The sequence below is a fragment of the Pigmentiphaga sp. YJ18 genome, from assembly GCF_038066655.1.
Lineage (GTDB): Bacteria > Pseudomonadota > Gammaproteobacteria > Burkholderiales > Burkholderiaceae_B > Pigmentiphaga.
This window is the reverse complement of sequence record NZ_JBBUKU010000004.1, coordinates 377,507-403,552: the sequence shown is the minus strand read 5'-3', so window position 1 is coordinate 403,552 and position 26,046 is coordinate 377,507. Positions and strand designations below refer to the sequence as shown.

Sequence of the window (26,046 nt, the reverse complement as noted above, 5' to 3'; positions counted from 1 at the left end):
CGCCCATGCCGGCGGACGCCGGCTCAATGGTGGCTCAACGCGTTCGACAGCAGCCGCGCGGTGATGTCGACGATGGGAATCACCCGCTCGTACGACATCCGGGTAGGACCGATCACGCCCAGGGTCCCGACCACCTTGCCGTCCACGCCGTAGGGCGCCGTGATGACGCTGACCTCTTCGACCGGCACCAGCTGCGAGTCGCCGCCGATGTAGATCTGGACGCCCTGTGCCCGGCTGGACACGTCGAGCAGCTGCATCAGGTCGGTCTTCTTCTCGAACAGTTCGAACATCCGGCGCAGCTTGTCCATGTCGGCCGTGATGTCGGAGACGCCCAGCAGGTTCAATTCGCCCGAGATGACGACGCTGTCGTCCTCGGTGGCGGCCTCGGTGCTGGCGTCCACCGCCAGTTCCATCAGCCGGGAGATGTCCTCGCGCAGCTGGCTCAGTTCCCGCTGGAGGATCTGGCGGACGTCCTCGAACGCCTTGCCACTGAAATGCTGGTTGAAGAAATTGGCCGCCTCGGTCAACTCGGCGGAGGAATAGTCGCGCTGGACCATCAGCATGCGGTTCTGCACGTCGCCTTCGGGCGTCACGATGATCAGCAGTACCCGGGTGTCGGACAGCCGGATGAATTCGATCTGCCGGAACATCTGGCTGCGCTTGGGCGACATCACCACGCCGGCGAACTGGGTCAGCTTGGACAGCAGCGAGGCCGCGGCCGCGATGACGCGCTGGGGTTCGGCCGAAGGCAGCAGGGTCTGGATGTGGGTCGCCTCGGAAACTTCGTAGGGCTGCACCGTCAGCAGCGAATCGACGAACATGCGGTAGCCCCGGGGGGTGGGGACGCGACCGGCGGAAGTATGGGGGCTGTGGATCAGGCCATGGTCCTCGAGATCGGCCATGACGTTGCGTATCGTGGCCGGCGACAGGTCGAAGACCTTGGAGAGCGTACGCGAACCGACAGGTTGTCCGTCTGTGATGTAACGCTCGATAAGAGCCTTCAACAATGTACGTGCGCGATCGTCCATGGCCAATTGTACCCCTGGATGAGCCCACCCCCTACGCGCTTCGCGCGCCCCCTCAAGGGGGCGGCACTGGCGGACCGGCAAAGCCGGATCCGCGGTGCCCTGGCAACTGCCAGGCTGATGGAGGGGGTTGCTTTCTATTGTCGGCGTTTGACGCTGAGTGGGCAAAAAGGACCACATGGGGCCCCGTTGGGAGGTCTCCCCTCATATAATGCCTGCATGCATTTTCCCATCGTCGCCCTCGTCGGCAAATACCACGATACCGGCATCGCCGCGCCGTTGCGCGCGGTCGCGCAGATGCTGCGCGATGCCGGGCGCGAGGTCGTGTTCGAGAAGGACACCGCCACCAATATCGGCGTCCTGGACTACCCCGCGGCCACCGTCGAGGAAATCGGGCAGCGCGCGTCGCTGGCCATCGTCATGGGGGGCGACGGCACGATGCTGGGGGTGGCGCGGCAGCTGGCGCCCTGGGACGTGCCCGTGGTGGGCATCAACCACGGCCGGCTGGGATTCATCACCGACGTCCCCATCGAGGACGCCGGCACCGCCATCGCCGGCATCCTCGACGGCCAGTTCGAATCGGAAACCCGCACCCTGCTGGCCTGCAGCGTCATCCGGGGCGAGACCACGCTGGTGTCGGCGCTGGCGCTGAACGACGTGGTGCTGAGCCGGGCCGGCCTGGGCGGCATGCTGGAAGTCACCGTGCAGGTGGACGGGCTGTACATGTCCAAGCAGCGCGCCGACGGCCTGATCATCGCCACGCCCACGGGATCCACGGCCTATGCGCTGTCGGCCAACGGCCCCATCCTGCATCCATCGCTGCGCGGGCTGGTACTGGTGCCGGTGGCGCCGCAGGCGCTGTCCAACCGGCCGATCGCCATCCCGGACGACTGCACGATAGACATCACCCTTACCCGCTCTCCCGGCGGCCGCGACGAAAGCGCCAGCGTGCACTTCGACATGCAGAGCTGGTCGTCGCTGCAGGAAGGCGACCGCGTCCTGGTGAAACGCGCCGAACACACCATCCGCTTCCTTCACCCGGCCGGATACAGTTATTTTTCCACCCTGCGGCGCAAGCTGCACTGGAACCAGATTTCCGGCACCGCGATCGATTAGTCCTTCTCCGCCCTTTCCACCGGCTCCATTCGTATGCTGCGCGCCCTGCACATCAACGATTTCGTGATCGTCGACCAGACCGAGGTCGAATTCGGCCCAGGCTTCACCGTCTTCTCCGGTGAAACGGGCGCCGGCAAGTCGATCCTGATCGACGCCCTGGCCCTGGCCCTGGGCGAACGCGCCGATGCCTCGGTGCTGCGGGAGGGCGCCAGCCGGGCCGAGGTCAGCGCGGTATTCGACGTGCCGCCCGCGCTGCTGGACTGGCTGGCCGAGCGCGAGCTGGATACCGACAGCCTGGTGCTGCGGCGGATCATCGATGCCCAGGGGCGCAGCCGCGGCTACATCAACGGCGTGCCCGCCACGCTGACCCAGTTGCGCGAACTGGGCGAACACCTGGTCGACATCCATGGCCAGCATGCGCACCAAAGCCTGCTCAAGACCGACTCCCAGCGCGACATGCTGGACGACCATGGCGACCATGGCGCGCTGCGGCGCGACGTGGCGCAGGCGTGGAAGGCCTGGCGCGAACTGGCGCGCAAGCTCGAAGCGGTGGAACGCGACGCGGCTTCGCTGCAGCAGGAGCGCGAACGCCTGCAATGGCAGGCCGACGAACTCGACCGGCTGGCGCTGAAAGACGGCGAATGGGACCACCTCCAGGCCGAGCACGGCCGGCTGGCCCATGCCCAGTCGCTCATCGACGGCGCCAGCCAGACCATCGCCGCCCTGGAAGAGGACGATGACGCCGCCCATGCCCGCCTGGCCGCCGCCGCCCAGCGCATCGGCCAGCTGGCCGCGCACGACGCGGCGCTGGCCCCGGTATCCGAGGCGCTGGAATCGGCCCGCATCGCGCTCCAGGAGGCCGTCTCCGACCTGAACAGCTACCTGGGGCGCCTGGAGCTCGATCCTCAGCGCCTGGGCGAGGTCGAAGGCCGCCTGCAAGCGGTATTCGACACCGCCCGCAAGTTCCGCCTGCAACCCGAGGAACTGGCCGAACGCCACGCCACGCTGCTGGCGCAGTTGGAAACCTTGAAGGAAGCCGAGGACGTCCAGGCCCTGCGCACCAAGGTCGAGGCCGCCAAGGCGGCCTACGACACCGCCGCCGGCAAGCTGGGCCGGGCGCGCAAGAAGGCGGCGGGTTCGCTGTCCAAGGCGGTAACCCAGGCCATGCAGACGCTGGCCATGGGCGGCGGACGCTTCGAGGTCGCGGTCGAGGCGGCCGATCCCGGCGTCCACGGATCCGAAGCCATCGAATTCCGCGTCGCGGGCCACGCCGGCACCACCCCTCGCCCGCTGGCCAAGGTGGCCTCCGGCGGCGAACTGGCGCGGATCTCGCTGGCCTTGTCGGTCATCGCCAGCCGCGCCGCGCGGGTCCCGACCCTGATCTTCGACGAGGTCGACACAGGCATAGGCGGCGCGGTGGCCGAGGTCGTCGGCCGGCTGCTGCGCGAACTAGGCAGTTTGCATCAAGTATTGTGCGTCACCCACCTGCCCCAGGTCGCCGCCTGCGGCAATACGCACCTGCGGGTCGACAAACGCCAGGAAAAAGGCGCCGCGATCTCCACGGTCAATCAGCTGGACAGGGGGGGACGGGTGGACGAAATCGCCCGGATGCTGGGCGGCATAGAAATCACCGCCACGACGCGCAAGCATGCGCGGGAAATGATAGGCAACAACTGAGGCGGGCCGCCGGCCCGCCCCTGGCGGCCTCAGCGGCTCTTGGCGCAGTTCTGGCAGATGCCGTAGAGCGACAGCGCGTGCCCGGTCAGCACGAAATTGTGGTCCTTGGCGATCTTCTGCTGGCGTTTCTCGATTTCCGCGTCGAAGAACTCCTCGACCTTGCCGCAATTGGTGCAGACCAGGTGGTCGTGGTGATCGCCCTCGTTCAGCTCGAACACGGCCTTGCCGCTGTCGAACTGGCTGCGGACCAGCAACCCGGCCTGCTCGAACTGCGTCAGCACGCGATAGACCGTGGCCAGCCCGATCTCGACGCTTTCGCCGATCAGGGCCCGGTAGACGTCCTCGGCGCTCATGTGGCGCACTTCGGCCTTGCGAAAGACATCCAGGATCTTGAGCCGGGGGAAGGTCGCTTTCAGGCCTATACTTTTGAGTTCGCTTTGATCTGTCATGATGGTCCTTTCTGAAAGCGGTTTCGTGTGTCGAACCCTGCGAAACGGCAGGATCCGGCGTGGGTGCTGGATCTTCAGGCCCAGTCAGCCATCGGGCGCGCTGCGCCCGCAAGGCGCGGCCCCGGCATGGCAGGCGGCGAAACGGCTCGGCCCGGTGCACCCGGTTGCCCGTCCCGCGGCGGCCGCCCGGCAGTGCCGGGAAAGCTCCGGAAAAGCCCAGGCATTCCCCGAGGGCTTTATGATAACGGTTTCCCCAATCAAGACGAGTGCGGATCTGTGCCAAACGCTCTGATTTCCTTCATCCACGGCCAAGCCGGCACCCTGCGGCGGCTGGCCCCGGCCGCGCTGCTGGGCCTGGCGGCATGCAGCTCGGTCAACAACTACGTTCCGAACTTCGTCAAGCCCTACCGGGCCGACGTCCAGCAGGGCAACTGGCTGACCCAGGAACAAGTGGAACTGCTGCGCCCCGGCATGACCCGCGAACAGGTGCGTTTCGCCCTGGGCAGCCCCACCCTGACCAGCATTTTCCATTCGGACCGCTGGGACTATCCGTACCTGTTCACGCCCGGCCACGGGCAGACCGAGGAACGGCGCTTCACCGTCTATTTCGCCAACGACCGGCTCGAGCGCTGGACCGGCGATGAACAGCCCGCCCGCCAGCCGTTCCAGCAGAAGGACACGCGCAAGGCCCTGGGCTCTGCCACGCAGCCGGCCCAGCAGGCCCCGAACACGGCTCCGCTGACGGTCGAGGGCAATGCCGCCTCTCCCAGCCTGGACCCCGGCTCGGCCCCCGCCGTCGCCACGCCCGTCGCGCCGGTCGCTCCTGCCCCCGCGTCGCCCTCCGGCGACGCCGCCCCCCCCCAACCCGCCACGAATACCAAGGAATGACCTCGATGCGTATCGCCATTGCCGGGGCGACCGGCCGCATGGGCCACATGCTGATCGAAGCCGTGCTCGCCGCCCCCGACCTGGAACTCGCCGTCGCGCTGGACCGCGCCGGCAGCCCCGCCATCGGCCACGATGCCGCCGAGTTCCTGGGCAAGCAAAGCAAGGTCATGATCACCGACGACCTCGACGCCCTTGCGCAGGCCGACTGCCTGATCGACTTCACCCGCCCCGAAGCCACGCTGGCCCACCTGGAAGCCTGCCGGCGCCACGGCGTCAAGCTGGTGATCGGCACCACCGGCTTCGACGAGGCCGGCAAGGCCGCGATCGCCGCCGCCGCCGACAAGGTGGGCGTGGTCTTCGCGCCCAACATGAGCGTGGGCGTGAACGTCACCCTCAAGCTGCTGGACATCGCCGCCCGCATCCTGAAGGAGGACTACGACGTGGAAGTGTTCGAGGTCCACCACAAGCACAAGGTGGATGCGCCCTCGGGCACCGCGCTGAAAATGGGCGAGACCGTGGCGCAGGCCTGGGGCAAGCCGCTGTCCGAGGTGGCCGAATGGGCCCGCCACGGCGACACCGGCGCCCGCAAGCACGGCACCATCGGCTTTTCCTCGGCCCGCGGCGGCGACGTGGTGGGCGACCACACCGTCTTCTTCTGCGGCCCGGGCGAGCGCATCGAGGTCACCCATCGGTCGAACAGCCGCGTCAACTACGCCGAAGGCAGCCTGCGCGCCGCGCGCTACCTGGCCGACAAGCCCGCCGGGCTGTACGACATGCAGGATGTGCTGGGTCTGAGCCCCCCCCCTACGCGCTGACGCGCGCCCCCCAGGGGGCGATGCGGGTGGACCGGCGGAGCCGGATCCACCGCATCCTGGGTCTGGTGCCATATCCCCTCAAGGGGGCGGCGCTGGCGGACCGGCAAAGCCGGATCCGCGGCGCCCAGGCAACTGTTGGAACGGCCTCGTGTGGGGCCGTTCTGTTTTTGTAAGCGTCTTCAGGGGCCGTTGATGGCCTTGTTTTTGGCTTCTACGGCGAGGACCAGGCGTTGGGCCATCTGGGCAAGCGGGACGATCTCGTGGACGGCGCCCAGGGCGATGGCTTCGCGGGGCATGCCGAAGACCACGCTCGAGGCTTCGTCCTGGGCGAGGTTGTAGGCGCCCGCCTCGCGCAATGCCAGCATGGCCCGCGCGCCGTCCTTGCCCATGCCGGTCAGCATGATGGCCACGGTGCCGGCCCCGGCCGCGCGGGCGGCCGACAGGAACAGGACCTCGACCGAGGGGCGGTGGCGGTTGACCGGTTCGCCTTCGGACAATTGCGCGTGGTAGCCCAGCAGCGGCAGCGGCCGCACCGACAGGTGGGCGTGGCCGGGAGCCACGTAGACGTGCCCCGGGTGCAGCCGTTCGTTGTGTTCCGCTTCCTTCACGTGCAGCGGCGTGTGCTTGTCCAGGCGCTCGGCGAAGCTGCGCGTGAAGCCGGGCGGCATGTGCTGGGTGATGACGATGGGCGGCAGGTCGGCGGGCAGCGCCTCCAGCAGTTCGCGCAGCGCCTCGGTGCCACCGGTCGAAGCCCCGATGGCGACCAGCAGCCTGCGGTCGTACCGGGACGGCGCGGGCGCGCGGCCATCGGCGGGCCGGGATTGCTCGTCGCTCATGGATATGCTCAGCCCGGCTGCCTGGCGTAGACGGTACGCCCCTGGAGCACGAATCGCTGCTGCCCCTGGGAAAAACTCTCGGAATGGCCGACGAACAGCAGGGCCCCGGGCGGCATCAGCCCGGCCATGCGCTCGACGACCCGCAACTGGGTGGGTCGATCGAAGTAGATCAGGACGTTGCGGCAGAATACCGCGTCGAGCGGCCCGCGCACCGGCCACACGGGGTCCAGTAGGTTCAGCTGGCGAAAATTCACCAGCGCGCGCAGCTCGGGCCGCACGCCGTACTGGCCCTCGGCCTCCTCGACGAAATAGCGGCGCGCCTGCTGGTCGGGCACCTTGGCCAACTGGTCGCGCCGGTACACGGCTTGCCGGGCGCTGGCTAGCACATGGGTATCCAGGTCGGTCGCCAGGATGCGCACCGGCGGCGCCAGGGTGCCGAACACCTCGGCGGCCGTGATGGCCAGGGTCCAGGCCTCTTCCCCGGTGGAAGCGGCCGCGCACCAGAGCTGCAGCGTCTGGCCCGGACGTTCGGCGGCCAGACGCTTCAGGTAGGCGGCCAGGATCTGGAAATGGTGGCTCTCGCGGTAGAAATACGTGAGATTGGTGGTCAGCGCGTTGACGAAGTATTCCCATTCGGGCGCGCCGGCGCGCAACCCTTCCAGGTACGCGCTGAAGGACGGCCGGCCGGTGGCGCGCAGCCGACGGGCCAACCGGCTGTAGACCATGCTGCGCTTGGCGTCCGACAGCGAAATGCCGGTGTGCTGCCGCAGCAGGGCCCGTATCCGGTCGAAATCCTGGCCGCTGAAGGCGAATTCGGTGCCGACGAGGGAGTCGGCCGAGCCCGGTATAGCATCGGTCACGGCCAGGAGGCTGGTTCTGGATGTCACGCTTGGCCCTAAAGGAAATGCCCCCACGCTATCATTGACGGGATTATCGGCAACACTCACTGATTCATTAAGCAATGTTCAATCGCGGCCCCGTCTCCGTGCAGAACGCCGGCCCCTCCGCGGCCGGCCTGCCTCGCTTCATGACGGCGGCGCCCGGCCAGGCTGCATCCGGCCTGGGCCCCGACGCGCGCGAGGCCACCCAGCTCGCCATCCTGTTCATCGAGGACTCGCTCGCCGATTTCACGCTGATGCGCGCCGTGCTGGTCGACGCGGGCCTGAATGTCAGCGCCCAGTGCGTGGACACCGAAACGACCATGCGGCAGGCCCTGGCCGAACGGGCCTGGGACGCCATCATCAGCGACCACTCCCTGCCCACCTTCAGCGGCCTGCGCGCGCTGAAGGTGGCCAAGGAAGTCGGATTCCGCGGCCCCTTCCTGATCGTGTCCGGCGCCATCGGCGAGGAAACCGCGGTCGAAGCCATGCGGGCCGGCGCCGACGACTACGTGATGAAGAACAACCTGCGCCGGCTTCCCCCCGCGCTGGAGCGCGGCCTGCGCGAAGTGCAGACCCGCGACCAGCGGCAGCGGGCCGAAACGGCGCTGGCCTCGGCCCACGACCAGTTGAACGCCGTCTTCTCGGCCACGCCGGTCGCCCTGTTCGCCATCTCGCGCGAACGTACCGTCACCATGTGGAGCCCGGCCTGCGAAGACCTGACCGGACTGGGTTCGACCGACACGCTGTCCCGATCGTTCGCCCTGCCCTCGCAGCCCGATACCTGGAAACTGCTGACGCTGATCGCGCCCGCGCTGGACGGCACCGAAGTACGCGGTTTGCCGTTCAGCATAGAAACCAAGGGGGAAAACCGCGAGCTGCTGGTGTCGGCCAGCCCGCTCAGCGGCTCCCCGCCCTCGGGCTGCGTGGTCGCGCTGTCCGACGTCACCCACCTGGCCCACGCGCAGGCGGAGCTCAGCCGCTCCGAAAGCCAGTTGCGCGAACTTTCCCGCCACACCGAACGCGTGCGGGAGAACGAACGGGCCGAACTCGCGCGCGAAATCCACGACGACCTGGGCGCCCTCGTCACGCGGATACGCGCCGACCTCGCGCTGGCCCGCCGCCGCTCCCGCGAAAAGGAAACGGCGCAGTTGCTGGACGAAGCCGAACAGATGGTCGCCTCGCTGGGCGAGGCCATTTCCCGCATCGCCCGGGCCATGCGGCCGCCGGTGCTCGATTTCGGCATCGTCGCCGCGATCGAATGGCAGGCGCGCGATTTCGCGCAGCACACGGGCATCACCGTCAATGTCCATACCAACCAGGACGACCTGGCGCTCGAACTGGAACAATCCATCGCCGTCTTCCGCATCTTCCAGGAAGCCCTGACCAACGTGTTCAAGCACGCGCAAGCCACGCGCGTGGACGTCGATCTCTTCGCCGACGACAGCACGCTCAGCCTGGAAGTCCGCGACAACGGCATCGGCCTGTCGTCCGACTCGCTGCGCAAGCGCACCTCGTTCGGCCTGCGCGGCATGATGGAACGCGTCCACGGCCTGGGCGGCTGGATGGACATAGGCGGCTCGCCCCAGACCGGCACGCCGCCTTTCCGAGGAACCACACTCATGATTTCGATTCCGTTGAATCCCCCCACCCTGTCCCTGCCGGGAGGAAAGTCCCCCCACCACGAACCGGAGGACCAGGAATGATCCGGCTGGTGCTCGCCGACGATCACGCCATCGTGCGCTCGGGCCTGCGGCAGATCGCGCAGGCCGAGGAAGGCATCTCGGTGGTGGGAGAAGCGGCCGACTGCGGCGACCTGCTCGACGTGCTGCGCAAGACCGAGGCCGACGTCGTACTGATGGACATCTCCATGCCCGGCAAGAACGGGCTGGAAGGACTCAAGCAGGTGCGCGAGCGCTGGCCGCGCATCGCCGTGCTCATGCTCAGCATGTACCCCGAGGACCAGTACGCGGTGCGCAGCGTCAAGGCCGGCGCGGCCGGCTACCTGCACAAGAACTCGCCGCCCGAGACCGTGATCGCGGCCATCCGCGCCGTCGCGCGCGGCAAGAAATACATCACTCCGGAATTGGCCGAACAACTGGCCACCCACCTCAGCCAGGGCGACGAACGTCCGCCGCACGAACTGCTGTCCGACCGCGAATACCAGACCATGGTAATGATCGCCTCGGGCCGCACCCTGACCCAGATCGCCGAGGAAATCTCGCTGTCGCCCAAGACCGTATCGGTCTACCGCGCGCGCCTGCTCGAAAAGATGAAGCTCAAGAACAACGCCGAGCTGACCCACTACGCGCTGAAGCACAAACTGGTCGAGTAGAAGCGGAGCCCACCCCCTACGCCCTTCGGGCGCCCCCCAGGGGGCGAAACCGGCGGACTGGCAAAGCCAGATCCGCGGTTTCCTGGGTCTAGGGAAACCATCTTGGACTGAAGCACGGTTGCTATCGCTGGCAGCCAGCGATAGCACCGGTGCAACAACCCAAGACAACCCCACTAGACCCAGGATGCGGTGGATCCGGCTCCGCCGGTCCACCCGCATCGCCCCCTTGAGGGGGCGCCCGAAGGGCGTAGGGGGTGGGTTTCCCTAGGGGGTCTCTATACTGCCTATAGCCTCCCGGCCGTTGTCGGTGTAGGCCAGGTCCTTGAAGGTCAGGGCGCGGGCCATGGCGATGCCACGGCCGTGCATGTCGAAGGCGCGGTCGGGAGAGATTTCCAGGTAGGTTCGCCAGTCGAAGCCGGGGCCCTGGTCCTTGACGCGAAAACGGATGCGGCCGGGTTCGCGTACGAAGCTGACGCTGGCGGTGCGGTCGCGATACGGGGGCAAGGACAGGCGGCGCTGGATTTCCGCGGCCCAGCGGCCCTCCATGCTCAGGCGCCCCTTGTCCACGAAGCCGATTTCCAGGTTGCCGTGCTCGACCGCGTTGACCATCAGTTCGGCCAGGCCGATCACCGCCACCTCGGGCGCGGGGCACAGCTTGGCCAGAAAGAAGGCCAATTGCCGGGCCTCGGCCAGGGACACGAAGCCGAAGTCGGCCTGTCGCATGTGGCCGAACACGTCGTGCACATCCGACAGGCGGCGGCGCAAGCCCTTCTGCCGCGCGCGGAATTCGATGGCCGCGCCGACGACCGCGATCAGCATGTCGTGCTCATACGGCTTGGTCAGATAATAGTAGGCGCCCCGGTGTATGCCTTCGAGCACGTCGGCCGGGTGCGAGGCAGCGGTTTGCATGATGACCGGGATGTCGGCCAGGCGGCGGTCCGCGCGTATGCGGGTCAGGAGTTCGATGCCGTCCAGCCCCGGCATCATCCGGTCGAGCACGATCAGGTCATAGTCGACGCCCGCCTCCTGCAACAGGTCCCAGGCCTGGATGCCGTCCTGCACGCACCGGAGCCGATAGCGCGGATCGGACAGGTGCTCGGAAATGATTTCCAGGTTGAGCGGCTCGTCATCGACGACGAGGATGTTGAACGGTTCCTGCGACATGAAGCATCCGGTGGGGCCAGGTGAACGCGCCGGCGGCACCCTCGCATCCGTCCGCCGCCGGAACCTTCCTGTTTACAGGAAATTGAAAATGGACATCCGGGCGATCTGCGTATAAGTCTGCTGCGCGGCCTGCACAGTGTACGTGCGTTTGGCCAGTTCGCCGGTCAGTTCCGTCATGGTTTCCAGGTCGGATCCCACCACCCGCGAGATCTCGCCGGTGATCTGTTCGCCACGGGTTTCGCCGGCGGTGGTGGCCGCCTCGACCTCGGTCAGGCGGCTGCCGATGGACGAACGCGCCTCGAGCAGCCGGTTCAGCGCCGAGTTCAGGTTCAGGTTGGCCTCGTACAACGCGTTGGCGCGCGAGACGGACTCGGTCTCGGATGCGGGCTGCCCCAGGGCCGCGATGGCCTGGTCCAGCGTATCGAACACGCTTTGCGAGCGCGACGGACCGAAGCTCAGTTTGTCGCCTTCGGCGGGACGGCCGCTGAAGCCGATCTGCACGCCGGCGACGTCTATCGTCTGGCCGTCCTCGCCCAGGGTGCCGGTACCGACCTCGGCCCCGTCCTTGTCCGAAACGGTATAGGCGCCGTCGGCGCCGAACTCGATGGTGTACGGGCCGTAGGCCGCCGCGGCCGACCAGGCCTGGCGATCGGTGACCGTGCTGGCGGTCAACGTGGCGCTGCCGGTATTGCCGCTACTGGCGCTGGCATCGAGTCCGTTGCGGCCGGTGGGAATGTCGCCGAACAGGTAGCTGCCGCTGAAGCTGACGTCGATCACGCGGTTGGGGCCGATCTGGCTCTGGCGCACGCCGGCGTCGCCCTGGTAGACCACCCCGGAGGCATTGCGCACGAAAGGCTGGCCGTCGCGCTTGTAGCCGGCGAAGACGTAGCTGCCGTTCTCGTCCTGGGTATTGGCCACGCTCATCAACTGATCGCGCAGCCCCTTGAGATCGGCCAGGATGGACTGCCGGTTTTCCTCGTTCAGCCCGCCCCCGCCCGCCTGGACGATGCGGGTCAGCGCCAGTTGCAGGGTATTGCCGGCTTCCACCAGATAGTTCTCGGTGCCTTCGAGCAGGCCCTTGGCGTCGGCCTGGTTCTTCAGCATCTGTTCGTTGGCCTTGAGCGTGGCGTCCAGCGCCACCTCGCGGCCGGCCGCGACCGGATCGTCGGACGGGCTGAGCAGCTTGCGCTGGGCGGACAGCTGCTGCGAGACCTGCAGCAGCGCGCTCTGCTGGCTGTTGATGGCCCGGATGCTGTTGTCGTAGAACTGATTGGTGCTGACTCTCATGGCGGTCCGTAGGCGTATCGTTAATGGATGGCGGCGAGCAACTGGTCGAACAGTTCGGAAGACATGCCCAGCACCTTGCCGGCGGCCGCGTAGGCCTGCTGGTAGCGCAGCAGGTTGGCGCCCTCTTCGTCCAGGTTCACGCCCGACAGCGACTGTTCGCTGGCCACCGCCTGGTCGAAGGCGGTCTGCTGCGCGGCCTTGCTGATGTTCAGCGAAGCCGCTCGCGTGCCGACCTGGGAAATCAGCCCGGCATAGGCATCGGTCAGCGTGCTGCTGCCGGCGATCCGGGTAGTCCCCAACCCGGCCATGGCCAGCGCGTTGCGGTTGTCGCCCGCGGGCGCGCCCGCATCGGCCTTGACGGTAATGGTGTCCCCGGCGGCCGGGATGCCGGCCAGGTCGAAGGCCCAGCCGTTGTGGGAAATGGTCTGCTGCGGCGGTTGCAGAAGGCCCGTCGACAGGACGGTGCCATCTTCGCCCAGCAGTTCGTAGCCGGTGGCGGACGTGAAGCGGACGGTAACCGAGGTGCCGTAGTCGGGGCTGCCGGACTCGACCGAGCGCAGGCGCGACGCCTGCGCCGTGCCGGTATTGGTGTCCGCCGTCACCAGGCCCATGGGGGCCGCGGCGGCCAGCTTGCCGGGGTCGGCAAGTGTCACCTCGACGCCCGCCGCGGCCTGGCTGGCGACCTTGATCGTGAAGGTGTCGCCGTCGGCCAGGTCGCCGTCGGCCAGGCCGATGGTCAGGCCGTCCACGTTCTGCGGCAGCGACGAGAACGGGCCCAGCTCGGTACCGTCGTCCAGCCGGGTCACGACGTACTCGCTGCCCACCCGGGTCAACTGGTAGTCGCTGCCGGTCAGCGAGCGCGTGTCGGCGATACCCACCGCCAGCCGCGCATCGCCGGTATTGCCACGCTGGCCCACGGCCACGGGATTGCCGATGCGAAACAGGGCCTGGCCCGGTTGGCCGTTGCTGTCCAGGCCGAATTGCTGCTGCTGGTTGTAGGCCGCCGCCATGGCGATGGCCAGGCGCCCCAGTTCGGACTGGGCCTGGGCCAGTTCGTTGTCCCGGAATTGCAGCAGCGCGCCCAGTTGGCCGCCGTCGATGTCGCCCTGGTTGAGCTGCATGGTGTGGCCGCCGACGGTTAGCGACAGGCTGGTGCCGGTGGGCGAATTCGGGTCGCGAGTGTCGATCCGCAGTTGCGAGGCCACCTGCTCCAGGACCAGCGGCTGGCCGTTGGTCAGGTAGACGTTGACGCTCGTGCCCTGCGTGCTGGTGGTGATGCCCGTCAGCTTGCCCAGTTCGCGCACCAGCACATCGCGCTGGTCCAGCAAGGCATTGGGCGACTGGCCCTGGCCGGTTCCATAGGCGTCGCCGATCTTGGCGTTGTAGGCGGCGATGCTCTGCACCAGCTGGTTGATCTGCCCCACCGTGGCGCTGGCCTGGTTGTCGATGCCCTGGCTCAGGGTGGAGAGGTCCTCGCTGACGGCGCGAAAGCGCGCCGCCGTCGATTGCGCCGCCGCCAGGGCGGCCTGCCGCGACGCGGTCTCGGCGGGGTTCTGGCTGAAGCGGCCCATGGCCGAATACAGCGCGTTCAGGCTCTGGTTGATCCCGGTATCCACCGAACCGAGCCGGTTGATCAGGCCGCTCATCTGGTCCGAATAGGTGGAGAGATAGCTGAGCGTCGATGCCGACTGGCTGGCCTGGCTGGACAGGAAATCGCTGTAGGCGCGCTGGACCGTGACGACGTCCACGCCCTGCCCAAAATAGCCGGCGCCGCTGAAGTTCGACATGGCCGACTGCAGCATCACCTGCTGGCGCGAATACCCGGGCGTCCCCTGATTGGAGATGTTGTTGGCGGTGACGGCCAACCCGGCCTGGGCGGCGCGCAATCCGGTCAATGCGATGTTGGTGATGTTCGTGGTCATGGTTTCATGCGGACTGCCTGGCGTGCGCGGCGGCGCCTTGCACGGCTGATGTCTCTCTTAACGGACGCCGGCGCCCAAGCTTGAGCATGCCGGCGGCCTCCTGCCCGCTCGGATCCGCCGCTAGACGACGATCTGCATGGCGCGCCGGATGGTGCTGCCCAGCTTCTCGGCATACCTGGGGTCGGTCGCGTAGCCGGCCCGCTGCAGGCCCTGCGCGAACTGCTCGGCGTTGCCGGCCGACTGCAGCACCTTGGCATAGCGCGGGTTCGACGCCAGCAGGCGCGCGTAGTCCTCGAACGCCTGTTCGTAGGAATCGTAGGCGCGGAACTCGGCGGTCACGCGTTCCGGCGTGCCGTTGCGGTATTCGGTCGTGCGGGTGCGCACGGTGCGGCCGTCCCAGCCCGTCGCCTTGATTCCGAACAGGTTGTGGCTGGCTTCGCCCTGGGCGCCGCGGATCTCGCGCCGTCCCCAGCCCGACTCCAGCGCGGCCTGGCCCAGGATGTAGGCGGCCGGGATCCCGGTCGCGGCTTCCGCGCGCCTGGCCGCGGGCAGGAACTTGCCCAGGAACTCGGCGCGTATTTCCTCCGCGGAGGCGGGCGCGGCGCGCGTCTCGGCCGCCGGTTTGGCGCTGGCCGCCGCGGGCGGCGCGTAGACGGGCTGGGAGCCGAACCGGCCGTTCTGGATGCGGCGCGCCGGGGCCGATCCGCCCGCCAGCGCCGCAGCGTCCATGCCGCCTATCATGCCGCTGGTCGCCGTGGAGGGGGTGCCGATGGTCCGGCCCCGCGCCAGTTCCAGCGTGGACATGGACAGCGGCAATCCAGCGCGGCGCAGGGACTCCGGCGATACGGTGCTGCGGGTCAGCTGCTTCTCCAGCATGTCGGCCAGCCCGAGGCCGCTGCGCGCCGGCGCGGGACCGCTGCCCGCCTCGGCCACGCCGGCCAGCTTCTGCGCCATCTGCTGGTCCAGCATCCCCCGCCAGGTCTGCGAGGCGGGGCTGTTCAGGGCCTGGGCCAGCGGCCCGTCGCCCGCGAGCGACGTCTGCCGCATCTGCGACAGCAACATCTGGGCAAACTGCGCCTCGAACTGGCGGGCGGCCTGCCTGACGGTTCCCGTCTGGTCGCGCCGCGCCTGCAGCTTCAGGTTTTCCAGCGAGCGAGCATCGATCGCCATGCCGCCCCGCTGCATCGCGCTGTCCATCTTGCTCATCAGATGATCTCCAGTTCGGCGGTCAACGCACCCGCGGTCTTCAGTGCCTGCAGGATGGAGATGAGGTCTTGCGGCGTGGCGCCGAGCAGGTTCAGCGCCTTGACCACCTCCGCCAGCTGGGCACCGCCATCCAGGTGCACGATGGCGCCGCCGCTCTGCCTGATCTCGATGTCGGCGCGCTCGGTCACCACCGTCTGGCCGCCCGAGAAAGGCGCCGGCTGGCTGACCACCGGCGCCGAGCTGACCGTGACGCTCAAGTTGCCGTGCGCGACGGCCACCGGCGCCAGGCGCACGCTCTGGTTCATCACGACCGAGCCGGTTCGCGCGTTGATGACCACGCGTGCCGGCGCGCGGCTGCCCACGACCTCCAGGTCCTCGATCTGCGCCATGAAGGCGACCCGGGCATCGGGCGACGACGGCGCGCGCAGTTCGATGACGCGGCCGTCGAGCGCGGTCGCGGTGCCGGGGCCGATGCGGCGGTTGATGGTCTCGACCATCGACCGCGCCGTCGAGAAATCGGCGGTCGTCAGCTCCAGCCTCAGCGCGCCGTCGCCTGCGAACGGCGTCGGCACGTCCCGCTCCACCGTGGCGCCGGCCGGGATGCGGCCCGCGCTCAGGTGGTTGATCTGCGCGCGGCTGCCCGCCGCCGACGCGCCCGCGCCGCCCACCGACACACTGCCCTGCGCCATCGCATAGACCTGCCCGTCCAGCCCCTTGAGCGGCGTCAGCAGCAGCGTGCCGCCCCGCAGCGACTTGGCGTTGCCCATGGAGCTGACCGTCACGTCGACCTGCTGGCCCGGCTGCGAGAACGGCGGCAGCATGGTGGTCACCATCACCGCCGCCACGTTCTTGAGCTGGAGCCGCGTGCCGGGGGGCACGTTGATGCCCAGGTTGGACAGCATGGACATCAGCGACTGGGTGGTGAACGGCGTCTGCGTGGTCTGGTCGCCCGTGCCGTCCAGGCCCACGACCAGGCCGTAGCCCACCAGCTGGTTGTTGCGTACGCCCTGGACGTTGGCCAGGTCCTTGACCCGCGCCGCCTGGGCCGCGGGCACGAGCAGCGCGCACAGCATCGCCACGGCAAGGCGCAGGCAGGCGGCGAGAAACGGATGTTGGTTCATGCCGCGCGCGCTCAGAACGGCAGGAACGAGTAGAAGAAGCGCGACAGCCAGCCCACCGTCTGGGCCTCGTCGATCGCGCCCTGCCCCCGGTATTCGATGCGGGCGTCGGCGACCTGGGTCGAGCTGACCGAGTTGCCGCCGACGATGTGGGTCGGGTTGACCACGCCGGAGAAACGCACGCGTTCGGTCTCGCGGTTGGTGCCGATCTGCTTTTCGCCCGAGACGCGCATGTTGCCGTTGGCCAGCACTTCGACCACGGTCACGGTGATCGTGCCCGACAGGATGTTGGTGGCACCGGTCTCGCCGCGGGCGTTGAAACGGTTCTCGCTCTCGCCCTGCACGCCCAGGCCGCGCAGGATGCCGGAACCGGGCAGCTTGTTGATGGATGGAACCCCCACCGAGGCCGAGGCCGACCGCTGCGCCGAGGTGTTGTTGCGCTGGGACGAATTGATGTGTTCTTCCAGGCGCACGACCAGCGTGTCGCCGATGTTGCGCGCGCGCACGTCCTCGAACAGCGGACGATAGCCGGGCGCGGTGCCGAATATGCCGCCGGTGGGCCGGCGGTTCGCGTTGTAGGCCACGGGATCCAGCGGCCGGGCCGTGGTCGGCCCGTCGATGTCGACCTTGGGCGTGGCGCAGGCGGCCAGCCCCGCCAGGATCGTCATCCCGGCGATGGCCCTGGCGCCACGGACACGCGGCCTGAACGCTTGCTTCATCCCGGCCTTCCTCAGAGCTGCGAGATGCGCTGGAGCATCTGGTCGGCCGTGGTAATGGCCCGCGAATTGATTTCGTACGCGCGCTGGGTCTGGATCATGCCGACCAGTTCCTCGACCACGTTGACGTTGGACGCCTCGACGTAGCCCTGGTTGATCAGGCCCGCGCCGTTCAAGCCGGGCACGTTGACCACCGGCACGCCCGAGGCGGCGGTCTCGCCGAAGAGGTTCTGGCCCAGCGGCTGCAGGCCCGGCGGGTTGATGAAGGTCGCCAGTTGCAGCTGGCCCAGCTGGACCGGCTGGGTCTGGCCCGCCACCGTCGCCGTCACCACGCCGTCCTGGCCGATGGCGACTTCCTTGACGCCTTCCGGCACCACGATGCCCGGATCGATGACCAGGCCGTTGTTGGTCACGAGCTGCCCCTGGCTGTCGATCTGGAAGCTGCCGTCGCGCGTATAGGCCAGCGTGCCGTCGGGCAGCTGCACCTGGAAGAAGCCGGCGCCGTTGACCGACAGGTCGAAGCTGCTGCTGGTCTGCTGCAAGGCGCCCTGAGCATAGTTGCGCACCGTGGCCACGGGCCGCGATCCCGTTCCCAGCGTCAGTCCCGCGGGCACCTGGTTCTGCTGCGTGGTTTGCGTGCCGGCCGGCCGCATGGTCTGGTAGAGCAGGTCCTCGAACACCGCGCGCGAACGCTTGTAGCCATTGGTGCTGACGTTGGCGAGGTTGTTCGAGATGACGTCCAGCTGGGTCTGCTGCGCATCCAGGCCGGTCTTCGCGATCCAGAGAGAACGCATCATGGTGCTTGATCCTTATCGCGGCATGCGCCGCACTACGCAAAATTCCATCGCCGCCGGGCCGGGCCCGCGGTCAGGTCATGCTCAGTATCTGGGTGGCCGACCGCTGGTTCTGGTCGGTGTTCTGCATGAGCTGTATCTGCACGTCGTAGTGACGCGCCGCGGCGATCATGCCCACCATGGTTTCCACCGCGTTCACGTTGCTGCCCTCGAGCATGCCGCCCGCCACGCGCACCCCATCGGCCGCCGGCGCGATGCCGCCCTGGCGCAGGCGGAAAAGGCCGTCCGCGCCGCGCGCCAGCGTGTTCCCCGGCGGGTTCACCAGCTTGAGGTTGGCGATCTGCGCGGCCTGCACCCGGTCGACCTCGGGCACGGAGGAGATCGACCCGTCGGTATTGACCTGCACCTTGGTGTCGGGCGGAATCAGGATGGGTTCGCCATTCGGGTCCAGCACCGGGCGCCCGGCCACGTCGACCAGCATGCCGTCCGCCGTGGTCTGGAAGCCGCCGGCACGGGTATAGGCCTCGCCGCCGTCCGCCGTGCGCACGGCGAACCAGCCTTCGCCCTGGACCGCGACATCCAGCTCGCGCCCGGTCGCCATCATCGCGCCGGCCGACATGTCGGCGCCCGGCGTCGACTCGACCGCGTAGGCGCGCGTCCGCAAGCCCGGCCCGCCGACCACGGGCGCCGTCCGCTGGGCCGCGATCTCGGCCCGGAACCCCGGCGTCAGCGCGTTCGCCAGATTGTTGGTCTGCACGTCCTGGCGCCGCATCAGTTCACGGGCGCCGGTCGCGGCAATGTAAAGGGCCCTGTCCATCAGCGCATGTTGACCAGAGTCTGCATCAGCGAATCCTGGGTCTTGATCGTCTGCGCGTTGGCCTGGTAGACCCGCTGGGCGGTGATCATGTTCACCAGTTCACCGGTCAGGTCGACGTTGGCGTCTTCCAGCGCGCCCGAGGTCACGGTGCCGAAGTTGCTCGATCCCGGCACGCCGATGCGCGGGCCGCCGGACAGGATCGTTTCCAGGAAGTTGTTGCTGCCCGCCGAGACCAGGCCCTGCGGGTTGACGAAGGACACCAGCGTGATCTGGCCTTGCGCCCGCGACTGCTGGTTGGAGTAGTTGGCCTTCAGGATGCCGTTCTCGTCGATCGTGAAGCTGGTCAGACGTCCCGAGGTGTAGCCGTCCTGGCGCTGCAATTCGTTGCTGAATGCCTGCCCGGTCTGCGAAGTGGACGCCATGTTGTAGCTGATGTTCAGCGCGGTCGCGCCGGTACCCAGCGTGGCGGCGTCGACATTGACCTGGAACACGCCGTTGTTCGAAGCCGCCAGGTCGATCTTGCCCGAGGCGTCGAACACCAGCGGCGCGCCGTTCGGCAATCCGTCGCCGTCGGTGTCGGTATTGGTGACGTTGCCGTTCAGCGCGGTATAGACCTCCCACTGGCCCGGTTCGCGCTTCACGTAGAACGTGGACAGCGTGTGCGTGTTGCCCAGCGAGTCGTAGACCGCGATGGACGTGGCATGGGTATAGGTGGTCGAGTCCTCGGGATCGAAGGGCTTGGCGGTGCCGTCGATCGGCTCGGCGCGGGAATCGAGCACCGAACCCTGCGTGACCTCGGAGGTGCCGCGAGCCTCGATCGAGCTGACCGTCAGCCGCAGCGGCTGCGGCTGGGCGGCATTGATGTTGCCATTGGCGTCGGCGACGTAGCCCGTCAGGCGCAGGCCGTTGGCGTTGACCACGTAGCCGTTGGCGTCCAGGTGGAACTGGCCGTTGCGCGAATAGACGATGGACCCGGCGTTGTCCATGCGGAAGAAGCCTTCTCCCGAGATGGCGACGTCGAACGGATTGGACGTGACCGAGATCGCGCCCTGGGTGAACATCTGCGTGACGGAATTGAGCTTGGTACCGATACCGATGTTGTTGGAATAGGTGCCGAGCACCGTCGACGCGTAGACGTCGGCGAACTCGGCCCGCGCGGCCTTGAAGCCGACGGTGTTGGCGTTGGCGACGTTGTTGCCGATCACGTCGAGGTTCTTGCCGGCGGCGTTCAGGCCGCTCAATGCCTGTTGGAAGCTCATCGCAGGGTTCCTTGCACTATCTGATTCGGTATCCGGGAATTCGGGGCGGGACGCAAGGCGCTACCAGACCTGGTAGACGTCGGACAGGTTGACGAGGTTGCCCTTGGCGTCGACGACCGTGGTCGATCCCGAGGACGGCCGCACCGACGTGATCTGGGTCACGCTCAGCGGCGGCGCGTTGCCCACCTGGGTGCCCTGCCCGACCAGCACCTCGAACTTGTAGTCGCCGTCCGGCAGCGTCTCGCCCTTCGCGTTCTTGCCGTCCCAGGTGAAGGTATGCACCCCGGCATCGACATCGGCCAGCGTCCTGCGCGCGACCTCGACGCCATCGGCGTTCTTCACGACCAGCTCGGCGTTCTCGACTGGAATGGTCAGCACATAGCCGCCCTCGGCCTTGCCCTCGGCCAGGGTCATCCCGTCGCCCGACAGCATGACCTTGCGGCCGATCAGCGACGCCGCCTGCGTGGCCTGCAGGCTGCCCATGCTGTAGCCCAGCCACTGCATGGTCGTGTTGAGCTGGCTGATGCCCGTGACGGTGCTGATCTGGGCCAGCTGCGACGTCAGCTCGGCATTGTCGAGCGGATTGAGCGGGTCCTGGTTGCGCATCTGCGCGGTCAGCATGGTCAGGAAGCGGTTGGACAGCTCCTCCGCGGACGAGGCGGCCAGGGAGCTGCCCGAGGCACCGGCCCCGGTGTTGCTGTTGACGTTGGAAACGGCCATGCGGATTCCTTGCCTGGGGCCTAGGTGCCCAGGGTCAGTGTTTTCTGCATCAAGGTCTTGGCAGTGTTCATGACCTCGACGTTGGTCTGGTAGGCGCGCGAGGCGGCGATCATGTCGACCATTTCATCGACGACCTCGACGTTCGGCATGCTGATGTAGCCCTCGGCGTCGGCCATGGGGTGCTTCGGATCGTAGATACGCTTGGGCGGCGAGGGATCGGTCAGCACCTCGCGCACGCGCACGCCGTTGCCGCCGGCCACGGCGCCCGGAACGAGATAGGACTCGAACACCACCTTGCGGCCGCGATAGACCTGGCCGTCCGGCCCGCTCACGCTCTCGGCGTTGGCGAGATTGCTGGCCACCGCGCTCAGGCGCTGGCTGTTGGCAGTCAGCGCCGACCCGGCGATCTCGAATGCCTTGCTCATCGACATGGGGATACCGCCTCGTTCAGTTGTTCTGGATCGCGCGCTGGAGCGTCTGGATCTGCCCGTTCAGCATGCGCAGCGCGGCGTCGTAGCGCAGCGCGTTGTCGGCGAACCGCGTGCGCTCCAGGTCGGGATCGACGGAGTTGCCGTCGATCGAGGCCTGGGCGGGCGTGCGGTACTTCAACGCCACCGGCAGGCCATCCCCGGCATCGCCTCGCAGATGGCGGGCATCCGTGGCCGACATCCGCAGCGGCGCCTGCGCGGCATCCACCTCGGGCGTGCCCGTGGCGGCCCGCAGCGCGGCGCCGAAATCGAAGTCGCGCGACTTGTAGTTGGGCGTCTCGGCATTGGCCAGGTTGGCCGCCAGGACCTCCTGGCGGCGGGCACGCAGCTCCAGGGCTTGCGTGTTGAACATCAGTTCGTCGCCTATGCGGCTGATCACATGACCTCCTGTACGTGCGGGCGGGCGCCGGGCCCTTTTCGCAGGTATCGCCATTATTCGGATTCCCTGCCACGGACAAAGGCGGAGTACGGCATCTTTTTCATCCTTGTTTTCACCTTCCGGCCACCGGGGCCGCGATAGAGTGTCGCGTCCCTCGAGAATCCCGGAGACTCGCTTCATGAAACGGTCCGGCCGCGCGGTCGCCGCGACGCTCCTGCTGGCCGCCCTGGCGCAGCTTCCCGCCTGGGCGGATACGCCCGCTACCTCGCCGTCCTCCGCCGACCTGATCGAGCGCGGCCGGCAACTGCTGGAAGCGCGCGCCGCCGCCGCGGCCGCCACGCTGGGAGGCCGCCTGGACATCCACATCCAGGAACAGGGCGCCGAACGCATCGCCCAGGCGCCGTGCACGCCCCTGGTTTTCCTGCCCGCCGGCGGCAGACCTACCGGCAAGACCTCCATCGGCCTGCGCTGCGCGCACCAGCCCTGGCAGATCCGCATCCCGGCCGAGGTGGCGCTGCTCGTGTCCGTGCCCGTGCCCAGCCGCCCCCTGCCCGCGGGGACCGTGCTGCGCGAAAGCGACTGGTCGCTGGCCGAGGTGAACGTGGCCGCCTGGCCCCGCGGCGTCGCCACCGACCCTCGCCAGCTGGAAGGCTCGACCGTCACGCGTCCGCTCAAGGCCGGCGACCCCATCCCGCCTACCGCCGTGCAGTCGCGCGCCCACCTGGGATCGGGCGACCCGGTGCAGGTGGTGTTGAACGGCGCGGGCTTCGTCATCAAGGCCACCGGCCGGATGCTGCACGCGGCCAGCCCGGGCCAGACCGCGCGCGTCCAGCTCGACTCGGGCCGTACGGTGGCGGGCATCCTGCGCGAAGACCGGGAGATCGAGGTCAACCTCTAGCGGTTGACGCCTGCGTTTCAAATCGCCACGCGGTGCTTACATCCTGTAGCGCAATAGGCCCATGCCCGGCACGCCGGTGCTAAAGTTCGGCACGCAGGCGCCGATAATTGCCTCATCTGCCGGGGTTGGCGCGACCACTCCACAGCGGCAGCAAGATGGAGTCAACGTGAAGATCACGCAAAAGGGTCCCGATTCAATCAAGGTTTCCCGGCCCGCCCAGGGCACGGAAACCCGCTCCGCGACGCCCGCTCCGGCGCCCGCGAGCGGATCGCAACCCGCCCAGGTCCAGTTGTCGTCGCTGGCCGCCAGCCAGTTGTCGGCGGGCGAGGCCCCCTTCAATGCCGAGAACGTCGAGCGCATCAAGCAGGCCATCCGCAACGGCGAATTCACCGTGAACGCCGAGGTCGTGGCCGACCGCCTGCTGGAAATCGAAAGCGGCCTGGCGCGCCAGCCATGACGCCCGAGGAATTCTCGCAAATCGTCGAACGCTGCAGTGCCGCCGGCCAGGCGCTGGCGCAGGCCGTTGCCGGCATGGACACCCAGCGCATCGACGCCGCCACCCAGGACCTGAGCCTGCGCGTGCTGGACGTGCAGCGCGCCATCCCGCGCGCCCTGCCCGGCCTGCAATCGGCACGGCCGGAAGTGCGGCAGGCCTGGCGCGAACGACTGGCCAAGGCCGCCCATCCGCTGAAGATCGGCGTGGAACTGGCCACGCTCAATACCGTCTCGGCCTCGGCCCGCTACGCGGCGCTGGCGCGCATCAGCGGCGCCGACCTGTCCTACTCCGCCTCCGGCCAGTTGTCGCGCTGACCGGCATCACGCCGGCGGCTAGCGCCCCCACTCCTTCAGGCGCGTACGCAGGCGCGACACCGCCTGCGAATGCAGCTGGCAGATCCGCGATTCGGTCACGCCCAGCACCGCGGCGATCTCCTTGAAGTTCATTTCCTGCTCGTAGTACATGCCCATCACCAGCTTCTCTCGCTCGGGCAGGCGCTCGATGCCGTTGACCACGGCCTCGCGGAAGCGGCGGTCCGACAGACGGGCCTGGGGATCGCCCGCGCCGTCGGCCGGCATGTGCCGGTCCAGGTAGTCGTCGGCATCCTCGCCGCTGTCCAGGTCCTCGTAGTGGAACAGCTGCACGCCCCGGGCGTCGGCCAGCATCTGCTGGTAGTCGCCCAGTTCCACCTCGAGTTCGGCCGCCATCTCGGTGTCGGTGGGCGATCGACCCAGCTTCTGCTCGCTGCGGTGCATGGCCGCCTCGATCTTGCGCTGGACCTGCCGGACACTGCGCGGCAGCCAGTCACCCCGGCGCAATTCGTCAAGCATCGCGCCGCGTATGCGCTGAGTGGCGTAGGTCTCGAATTGCGCGCCCAGCCCCTCCTCGAAGCGGCCCAGCGCATCGAGCAGGCCCAGCATGCCGGCCTGGATCAGGTCCTCGATCTGCACGCTGGCGGGCAACCGCGCCACCATGTGGTGAGCCATGCGGCGCACCATGGGCACGTACTGTTCGACGTTCGTCTCGCGCGCCAGGGTTCCTTCACGCGTATACATTCATCTCTCGCTGGCCAGGTTCGGGGCGGAAATACATGGGCCTCATGGTCAGGCCTGCTCCGGTTGCGAAGGTGTCGATTCGATCGGCGGTACCGCCGGCGCGCACGCCCAATCGAGTTCCTCGGCCTCGAGCGCGAACACCGGCGCATTGCGCACGCGCAGCGCCCGATGCACCAGGAGCCGCGCGTTGGCGACATGGATGTCCTCGGGCACGCGCTGGCCGTTGGTCATGTAGTGCAGCGGCACGCGATGGCGAATGGCCGCGTCCAGCACACCGCCCAGGCGCACGGCTTCGTCCAGCTTGGACACCACCATGCCCGCCAGCCCGCCGGCCGAATAGCCGTTCACGATGTCCTCGGCCTGCTCGGCGTGCGAACCGCCGGGTATCACTAGCAACCGCTTGACGCCTTCGGCGGAGATGGCCTGCAGGTGGCGCGCCATGTGCGTATCGCGCTGGCTCACGCCTGCCGTATCGATCAGCACCAGCTTGCGGTCCGTCATGCTGGCCAGCAGGACGTCGAGGTCGCTCGCGCCCTTCGCGGCGTACACCTCCACCCCGAGGATGCGGCCGAAGGTATGGAGCTGGTCCACCGCGCCGATGCGGTTCTGGTCGGTCGAGATCAGCCCCAGCGCGCCGGCGCCGTACCTGACCACGCAATGGGCCGCGATCTTGGCGGTGGTGGTCGTCTTGCCCACGCCCGTGGGGCCGACGATGGCATAGCGCCCGCCTTGCGCGACGATGCTGGCCTCGGCATCGACGCAGGCCAGGTTGCGGACCAGCACCTCGGCCAGCCATCGATCGACCTCGTCCACCCCCTGCGTGGCCGGCAGGCGCGAGGCGACGCTGCGCGCCAGTTCCGGCGTGAAACCGCAATCGACCATGCGCCGCCATAGCTCGCGGCGCAGCGGGTGGCGCTGGGTGCTGTCGCGCCACGTCATCGCATCCATCTGATGCGCCAACCAGTCGCGCATCGAACGCATCTCGCTGACGATGGGATCGGCCACCCGGCTCGCCAGTTCGGCGCGATCCTGCTCATCCAGCCGTGCCGTCACCGCGGCGGGGACTGCCGGCCTGGCGGGCGCGGCCGGCGCGGCGGGCCTGGCCGGACGCTCGGCGGGCCCGCCCGCGCGCGGCGCGGCACGCTTGTCCGCGGGCGGGCGGCTCGCGCCCAGGCGCAGCACGGGCTTGTCCGCACCGCCCTCGGCGGCGGCCACCGCCATCGCGTGCGCCGGATCGGCATAGTCGCCGCCCGCGCGCACCAGATGCGAAATCTGGCCTTCCTGCAAGCGCGGCCACTCGGCGCGCGGAGGCTCCGATACCGCGGCTTCCGGCGGCACCTGGGGGGCCGGGGCCGCGCGCTCGGCCGTCTCGCCATGCAGCGCCAGCACGCGAGCCGCTGGCGACAGACGCACGGACTCGTCTTCCATGCCGTCCCACAGGGCCGGCCGGATCGCCTGCTCTCCCTGGGGAGCGTCGGCCGCCGGCGCCGAAGCGACGGCCGCATGGGCCACTTCGCCCCCGACCTCGTCGGCCGTGGGCATGTCCTGCGCGCGGATGCCGACCACCTCGACTCCCGCCGTGGTGCGCCGGGTCGACACGATCATGGCATCGGCCCCCAGCGCCTCGCGCATCATGCGCAGGCAATCCCGCGTGGAGGCAGCGATGAATTTGCGGAACTTCATGGAGCGGGCACCTGGAGGCTAGAAA

General features: G+C 68.4%; 27 protein-coding genes. 9 read left to right on the top strand and 18 right to left on the bottom strand.

The window, feature by feature from the left end; translation table 11 throughout:
* Window positions 1-23: 23 nt before the first annotated feature.
* Entirely contained in the window at window positions 24-1,028 is a 1,005-nt protein-coding gene (gene hrcA, locus WKR98_RS24380; protein WP_124690200.1) for a heat-inducible transcriptional repressor HrcA, read from the bottom strand.
* A 216-nt stretch (window positions 1,029-1,244) separates the two neighbouring features.
* On the opposite strand from hrcA, the gene WKR98_RS24375 reads away from it, so the two are divergent.
* Both WKR98_RS24375 and recN read left to right on the top strand, forming a co-directional pair.
* Window positions 1,245-2,141 (top strand): NAD kinase, encoded by an 897-nt coding sequence (locus WKR98_RS24375; protein ID WP_124690201.1) that lies wholly within the window; start codon window positions 1,245-1,247, stop codon window positions 2,139-2,141.
* Between the two features lie 33 nt (window positions 2,142-2,174).
* Entirely contained in the window at window positions 2,175-3,818 is a 1,644-nt protein-coding gene (recN, locus tag WKR98_RS24370; protein WP_341434888.1) for a DNA repair protein RecN, read from the top strand.
* Between the two features lie 29 nt (window positions 3,819-3,847).
* Here recN and fur read toward each other — a convergent pair whose 3' ends face one another.
* Window positions 3,848-4,267: a ferric iron uptake transcriptional regulator gene (gene fur / locus WKR98_RS24365; RefSeq protein ID WP_087841463.1), complete on the bottom strand. Its 420-nt coding sequence runs from the start codon at window positions 4,265-4,267 to the stop codon at window positions 3,848-3,850.
* 276 nt (window positions 4,268-4,543) lie between these two features.
* On the opposite strand from fur, the gene WKR98_RS24360 reads away from it, so the two are divergent.
* Together WKR98_RS24360 and dapB are read left to right on the top strand one after the other, a co-directional pair.
* Window positions 4,544-5,155 (top strand): outer membrane protein assembly factor BamE, encoded by a 612-nt coding sequence (locus WKR98_RS24360; RefSeq protein ID WP_370282431.1) that lies wholly within the window; start codon window positions 4,544-4,546, stop codon window positions 5,153-5,155.
* A 5-nt stretch (window positions 5,156-5,160) separates the two neighbouring features.
* Entirely contained in the window at window positions 5,161-5,970 is an 810-nt protein-coding gene (gene dapB, locus WKR98_RS24355; RefSeq protein WP_341434951.1) for a 4-hydroxy-tetrahydrodipicolinate reductase, read from the top strand.
* Window positions 5,971-6,149: 179 nt separating this feature from the next.
* Here the strand turns inward: dapB and WKR98_RS24350 are convergent, their stop codons facing one another.
* Both WKR98_RS24350 and WKR98_RS24345 read right to left on the bottom strand, forming a co-directional pair.
* Complete coding sequence (locus WKR98_RS24350; RefSeq protein WP_445936156.1) at window positions 6,150-6,806, bottom strand: CheB methylesterase domain-containing protein; 657 nt, start codon at window positions 6,804-6,806, stop codon at window positions 6,150-6,152.
* An 8-nt stretch (window positions 6,807-6,814) separates the two neighbouring features.
* Window positions 6,815-7,693 carry a CheR family methyltransferase gene (locus WKR98_RS24345; RefSeq protein WP_238160077.1) on the bottom strand — a complete coding sequence of 293 codons (879 nt, stop codon included), beginning with the start codon at window positions 7,691-7,693 and terminating at the stop codon, window positions 6,815-6,817.
* A gap of 74 nt (window positions 7,694-7,767) precedes the next feature.
* On the opposite strand from WKR98_RS24345, the gene WKR98_RS24340 reads away from it, so the two are divergent.
* Both WKR98_RS24340 and WKR98_RS24335 read left to right on the top strand, forming a co-directional pair.
* A complete protein-coding gene (locus tag WKR98_RS24340) occupies window positions 7,768-9,390 on the top strand; it encodes a sensor histidine kinase (RefSeq protein WP_124690204.1) in 1,623 nt (540 codons plus the stop codon).
* A complete protein-coding gene (locus WKR98_RS24335; RefSeq protein ID WP_124690205.1) occupies window positions 9,387-10,019 on the top strand; it encodes a response regulator in 633 nt (210 codons plus the stop codon). Before WKR98_RS24340 ends, WKR98_RS24335 begins: the two co-directional genes overlap by 4 nt.
* A gap of 264 nt (window positions 10,020-10,283) precedes the next feature.
* Here the strand turns inward: WKR98_RS24335 and WKR98_RS24330 are convergent, their stop codons facing one another.
* The 12 genes from WKR98_RS24330 to flgB all read right to left on the bottom strand — a co-directional run bounded on the left by WKR98_RS24330 (window position 10,284) and on the right by flgB (window position 21,889).
* Window positions 10,284-11,183, bottom strand: a complete 900-nt coding sequence (locus tag WKR98_RS24330) for a response regulator (RefSeq protein ID WP_124690206.1) — start codon at window positions 11,181-11,183, stop codon at window positions 10,284-10,286.
* A gap of 72 nt (window positions 11,184-11,255) precedes the next feature.
* Window positions 11,256-12,470 (bottom strand): flagellar hook-associated protein FlgL, encoded by a 1,215-nt coding sequence (flgL, locus tag WKR98_RS24325; protein ID WP_124690207.1) that lies wholly within the window; start codon window positions 12,468-12,470, stop codon window positions 11,256-11,258.
* Between the two features lie 20 nt (window positions 12,471-12,490).
* Window positions 12,491-14,392: a flagellar hook-associated protein FlgK gene (gene flgK, locus WKR98_RS24320; RefSeq protein WP_341434887.1), complete on the bottom strand. Its 1,902-nt coding sequence runs from the start codon at window positions 14,390-14,392 to the stop codon at window positions 12,491-12,493.
* A 120-nt stretch (window positions 14,393-14,512) separates the two neighbouring features.
* Window positions 14,513-15,598, bottom strand: a complete 1,086-nt coding sequence (flgJ, locus tag WKR98_RS24315; RefSeq protein WP_124690209.1) for a flagellar assembly peptidoglycan hydrolase FlgJ — start codon at window positions 15,596-15,598, stop codon at window positions 14,513-14,515.
* A complete protein-coding gene (locus WKR98_RS24310) occupies window positions 15,598-16,719 on the bottom strand; it encodes a flagellar basal body P-ring protein FlgI (RefSeq protein ID WP_192901761.1) in 1,122 nt (373 codons plus the stop codon). The genes flgJ and WKR98_RS24310 overlap by 1 nt, the downstream gene beginning before the upstream one ends.
* An 11-nt stretch (window positions 16,720-16,730) precedes the next feature.
* The gene (locus tag WKR98_RS24305; RefSeq protein ID WP_124690210.1) at window positions 16,731-17,435 is read right to left on the bottom strand and encodes a flagellar basal body L-ring protein FlgH; all 705 of its coding nucleotides are present in this window, start codon (window positions 17,433-17,435) and stop codon (window positions 16,731-16,733) included.
* Between the two features lie 11 nt (window positions 17,436-17,446).
* A complete protein-coding gene (gene flgG / locus WKR98_RS24300) occupies window positions 17,447-18,229 on the bottom strand; it encodes a flagellar basal-body rod protein FlgG (protein ID WP_087841473.1) in 783 nt (260 codons plus the stop codon).
* Between the two features lie 70 nt (window positions 18,230-18,299).
* Window positions 18,300-19,043 (bottom strand): flagellar basal-body rod protein FlgF, encoded by a 744-nt coding sequence (gene flgF / locus WKR98_RS24295; protein WP_124690211.1) that lies wholly within the window; start codon window positions 19,041-19,043, stop codon window positions 18,300-18,302.
* Window positions 19,043-20,302, bottom strand: a complete 1,260-nt coding sequence (flgE, locus tag WKR98_RS24290) for a flagellar hook protein FlgE (RefSeq protein ID WP_124690212.1) — start codon at window positions 20,300-20,302, stop codon at window positions 19,043-19,045. Before flgE ends, flgF begins: the two co-directional genes overlap by 1 nt.
* Before the next feature lie 60 nt (window positions 20,303-20,362).
* Window positions 20,363-21,022 (bottom strand): flagellar hook assembly protein FlgD, encoded by a 660-nt coding sequence (locus tag WKR98_RS24285; RefSeq protein ID WP_124690213.1) that lies wholly within the window; start codon window positions 21,020-21,022, stop codon window positions 20,363-20,365.
* A gap of 20 nt (window positions 21,023-21,042) precedes the next feature.
* On the bottom strand, window positions 21,043-21,453 hold the full coding sequence (flgC, locus tag WKR98_RS24280) for a flagellar basal body rod protein FlgC (RefSeq protein ID WP_124690214.1): 411 nt from the start codon (window positions 21,451-21,453) through the stop codon (window positions 21,043-21,045).
* A gap of 16 nt (window positions 21,454-21,469) precedes the next feature.
* Window positions 21,470-21,889 (bottom strand): flagellar basal body rod protein FlgB, encoded by a 420-nt coding sequence (flgB, locus tag WKR98_RS24275; RefSeq protein ID WP_341434886.1) that lies wholly within the window; start codon window positions 21,887-21,889, stop codon window positions 21,470-21,472.
* Window positions 21,890-22,067: 178 nt separating this feature from the next.
* Between flgB and flgA the strand changes: the two genes are divergently transcribed.
* The 3 genes from flgA to WKR98_RS24260 all read left to right on the top strand — a co-directional run bounded on the left by flgA (window position 22,068) and on the right by WKR98_RS24260 (window position 23,597).
* The gene (gene flgA / locus WKR98_RS24270) at window positions 22,068-22,787 is read left to right on the top strand and encodes a flagellar basal body P-ring formation chaperone FlgA (RefSeq protein WP_124690216.1); all 720 of its coding nucleotides are present in this window, start codon (window positions 22,068-22,070) and stop codon (window positions 22,785-22,787) included.
* A 166-nt stretch (window positions 22,788-22,953) separates the two neighbouring features.
* Window positions 22,954-23,244, top strand: a complete 291-nt coding sequence (gene flgM / locus WKR98_RS24265) for a flagellar biosynthesis anti-sigma factor FlgM (protein WP_341434885.1) — start codon at window positions 22,954-22,956, stop codon at window positions 23,242-23,244.
* Window positions 23,241-23,597, top strand: coding sequence for a hypothetical protein (locus WKR98_RS24260; RefSeq protein WP_341434884.1), 357 nt, complete (start codon window positions 23,241-23,243; stop codon window positions 23,595-23,597). Before flgM ends, WKR98_RS24260 begins: the two co-directional genes overlap by 4 nt.
* 18 nt (window positions 23,598-23,615) lie before the next feature.
* On the opposite strand, the gene WKR98_RS24255 is transcribed toward WKR98_RS24260, so the two are convergent.
* Both WKR98_RS24255 and flhF read right to left on the bottom strand, forming a co-directional pair.
* On the bottom strand, window positions 23,616-24,338 hold the full coding sequence (locus WKR98_RS24255) for an RNA polymerase sigma factor FliA (protein ID WP_124690219.1): 723 nt from the start codon (window positions 24,336-24,338) through the stop codon (window positions 23,616-23,618).
* 48 nt (window positions 24,339-24,386) lie between these two features.
* The gene (gene flhF / locus WKR98_RS24250; RefSeq protein WP_341434883.1) at window positions 24,387-26,021 is read right to left on the bottom strand and encodes a flagellar biosynthesis protein FlhF; all 1,635 of its coding nucleotides are present in this window, start codon (window positions 26,019-26,021) and stop codon (window positions 24,387-24,389) included.
* Between the last annotated feature and the right edge of the window lie 25 nt (window positions 26,022-26,046).

What these genes read in the sequence shown, in the direction of transcription:
- WKR98_RS24285 (WP_124690213.1), bottom strand. Translation starts at nt 21,022, where the DNA reads ATGGCCGTTTCCAACGTCAACAGCAACACCGGGGCCGGTGCCTCGGGC.
- WKR98_RS24375 (WP_124690201.1), top strand. Translation starts at nt 1,245, where the DNA reads ATGCATTTTCCCATCGTCGCCCTCGTCGGCAAATACCACGATACCGGC.
- flgF (WP_124690211.1), bottom strand. Translation starts at nt 19,043, where the DNA reads ATGGACAGGGCCCTTTACATTGCCGCGACCGGCGCCCGTGAACTGATG.
- WKR98_RS24330 (WP_124690206.1), bottom strand. Translation starts at nt 11,183, where the DNA reads ATGTCGCAGGAACCGTTCAACATCCTCGTCGTCGATGACGAGCCGCTC.
- fur (WP_087841463.1), bottom strand. Translation starts at nt 4,267, where the DNA reads ATGACAGATCAAAGCGAACTCAAAAGTATAGGCCTGAAAGCGACCTTC.
- flhF (WP_341434883.1), bottom strand. Translation starts at nt 26,021, where the DNA reads ATGAAGTTCCGCAAATTCATCGCTGCCTCCACGCGGGATTGCCTGCGC.
- WKR98_RS24340 (WP_124690204.1), top strand. Translation starts at nt 7,768, where the DNA reads ATGTTCAATCGCGGCCCCGTCTCCGTGCAGAACGCCGGCCCCTCCGCG.
- flgL (WP_124690207.1), bottom strand. Translation starts at nt 12,470, where the DNA reads ATGAGAGTCAGCACCAATCAGTTCTACGACAACAGCATCCGGGCCATC.
- hrcA (WP_124690200.1), bottom strand. Translation starts at nt 1,028, where the DNA reads ATGGACGATCGCGCACGTACATTGTTGAAGGCTCTTATCGAGCGTTAC.
- WKR98_RS24310 (WP_192901761.1), bottom strand. Translation starts at nt 16,719, where the DNA reads ATGAACCAACATCCGTTTCTCGCCGCCTGCCTGCGCCTTGCCGTGGCG.
- WKR98_RS24335 (WP_124690205.1), top strand. Translation starts at nt 9,387, where the DNA reads ATGATCCGGCTGGTGCTCGCCGACGATCACGCCATCGTGCGCTCGGGC.
- WKR98_RS24350 (WP_445936156.1), bottom strand. Translation starts at nt 6,806, where the DNA reads ATGAGCGACGAGCAATCCCGGCCCGCCGATGGCCGCGCGCCCGCGCCG.
- flgC (WP_124690214.1), bottom strand. Translation starts at nt 21,453, where the DNA reads ATGTCGATGAGCAAGGCATTCGAGATCGCCGGGTCGGCGCTGACTGCC.
- recN (WP_341434888.1), top strand. Translation starts at nt 2,175, where the DNA reads ATGCTGCGCGCCCTGCACATCAACGATTTCGTGATCGTCGACCAGACC.
- flgA (WP_124690216.1), top strand. Translation starts at nt 22,068, where the DNA reads ATGAAACGGTCCGGCCGCGCGGTCGCCGCGACGCTCCTGCTGGCCGCC.
- WKR98_RS24255 (WP_124690219.1), bottom strand. Translation starts at nt 24,338, where the DNA reads ATGTATACGCGTGAAGGAACCCTGGCGCGCGAGACGAACGTCGAACAG.
- dapB (WP_341434951.1), top strand. Translation starts at nt 5,161, where the DNA reads ATGCGTATCGCCATTGCCGGGGCGACCGGCCGCATGGGCCACATGCTG.
- WKR98_RS24260 (WP_341434884.1), top strand. Translation starts at nt 23,241, where the DNA reads ATGACGCCCGAGGAATTCTCGCAAATCGTCGAACGCTGCAGTGCCGCC.
- flgG (WP_087841473.1), bottom strand. Translation starts at nt 18,229, where the DNA reads ATGATGCGTTCTCTCTGGATCGCGAAGACCGGCCTGGATGCGCAGCAG.
- flgJ (WP_124690209.1), bottom strand. Translation starts at nt 15,598, where the DNA reads ATGAGCAAGATGGACAGCGCGATGCAGCGGGGCGGCATGGCGATCGAT.
- WKR98_RS24305 (WP_124690210.1), bottom strand. Translation starts at nt 17,435, where the DNA reads ATGAAGCAAGCGTTCAGGCCGCGTGTCCGTGGCGCCAGGGCCATCGCC.
- flgK (WP_341434887.1), bottom strand. Translation starts at nt 14,392, where the DNA reads ATGACCACGAACATCACCAACATCGCATTGACCGGATTGCGCGCCGCC.
- flgE (WP_124690212.1), bottom strand. Translation starts at nt 20,302, where the DNA reads ATGAGCTTCCAACAGGCATTGAGCGGCCTGAACGCCGCCGGCAAGAAC.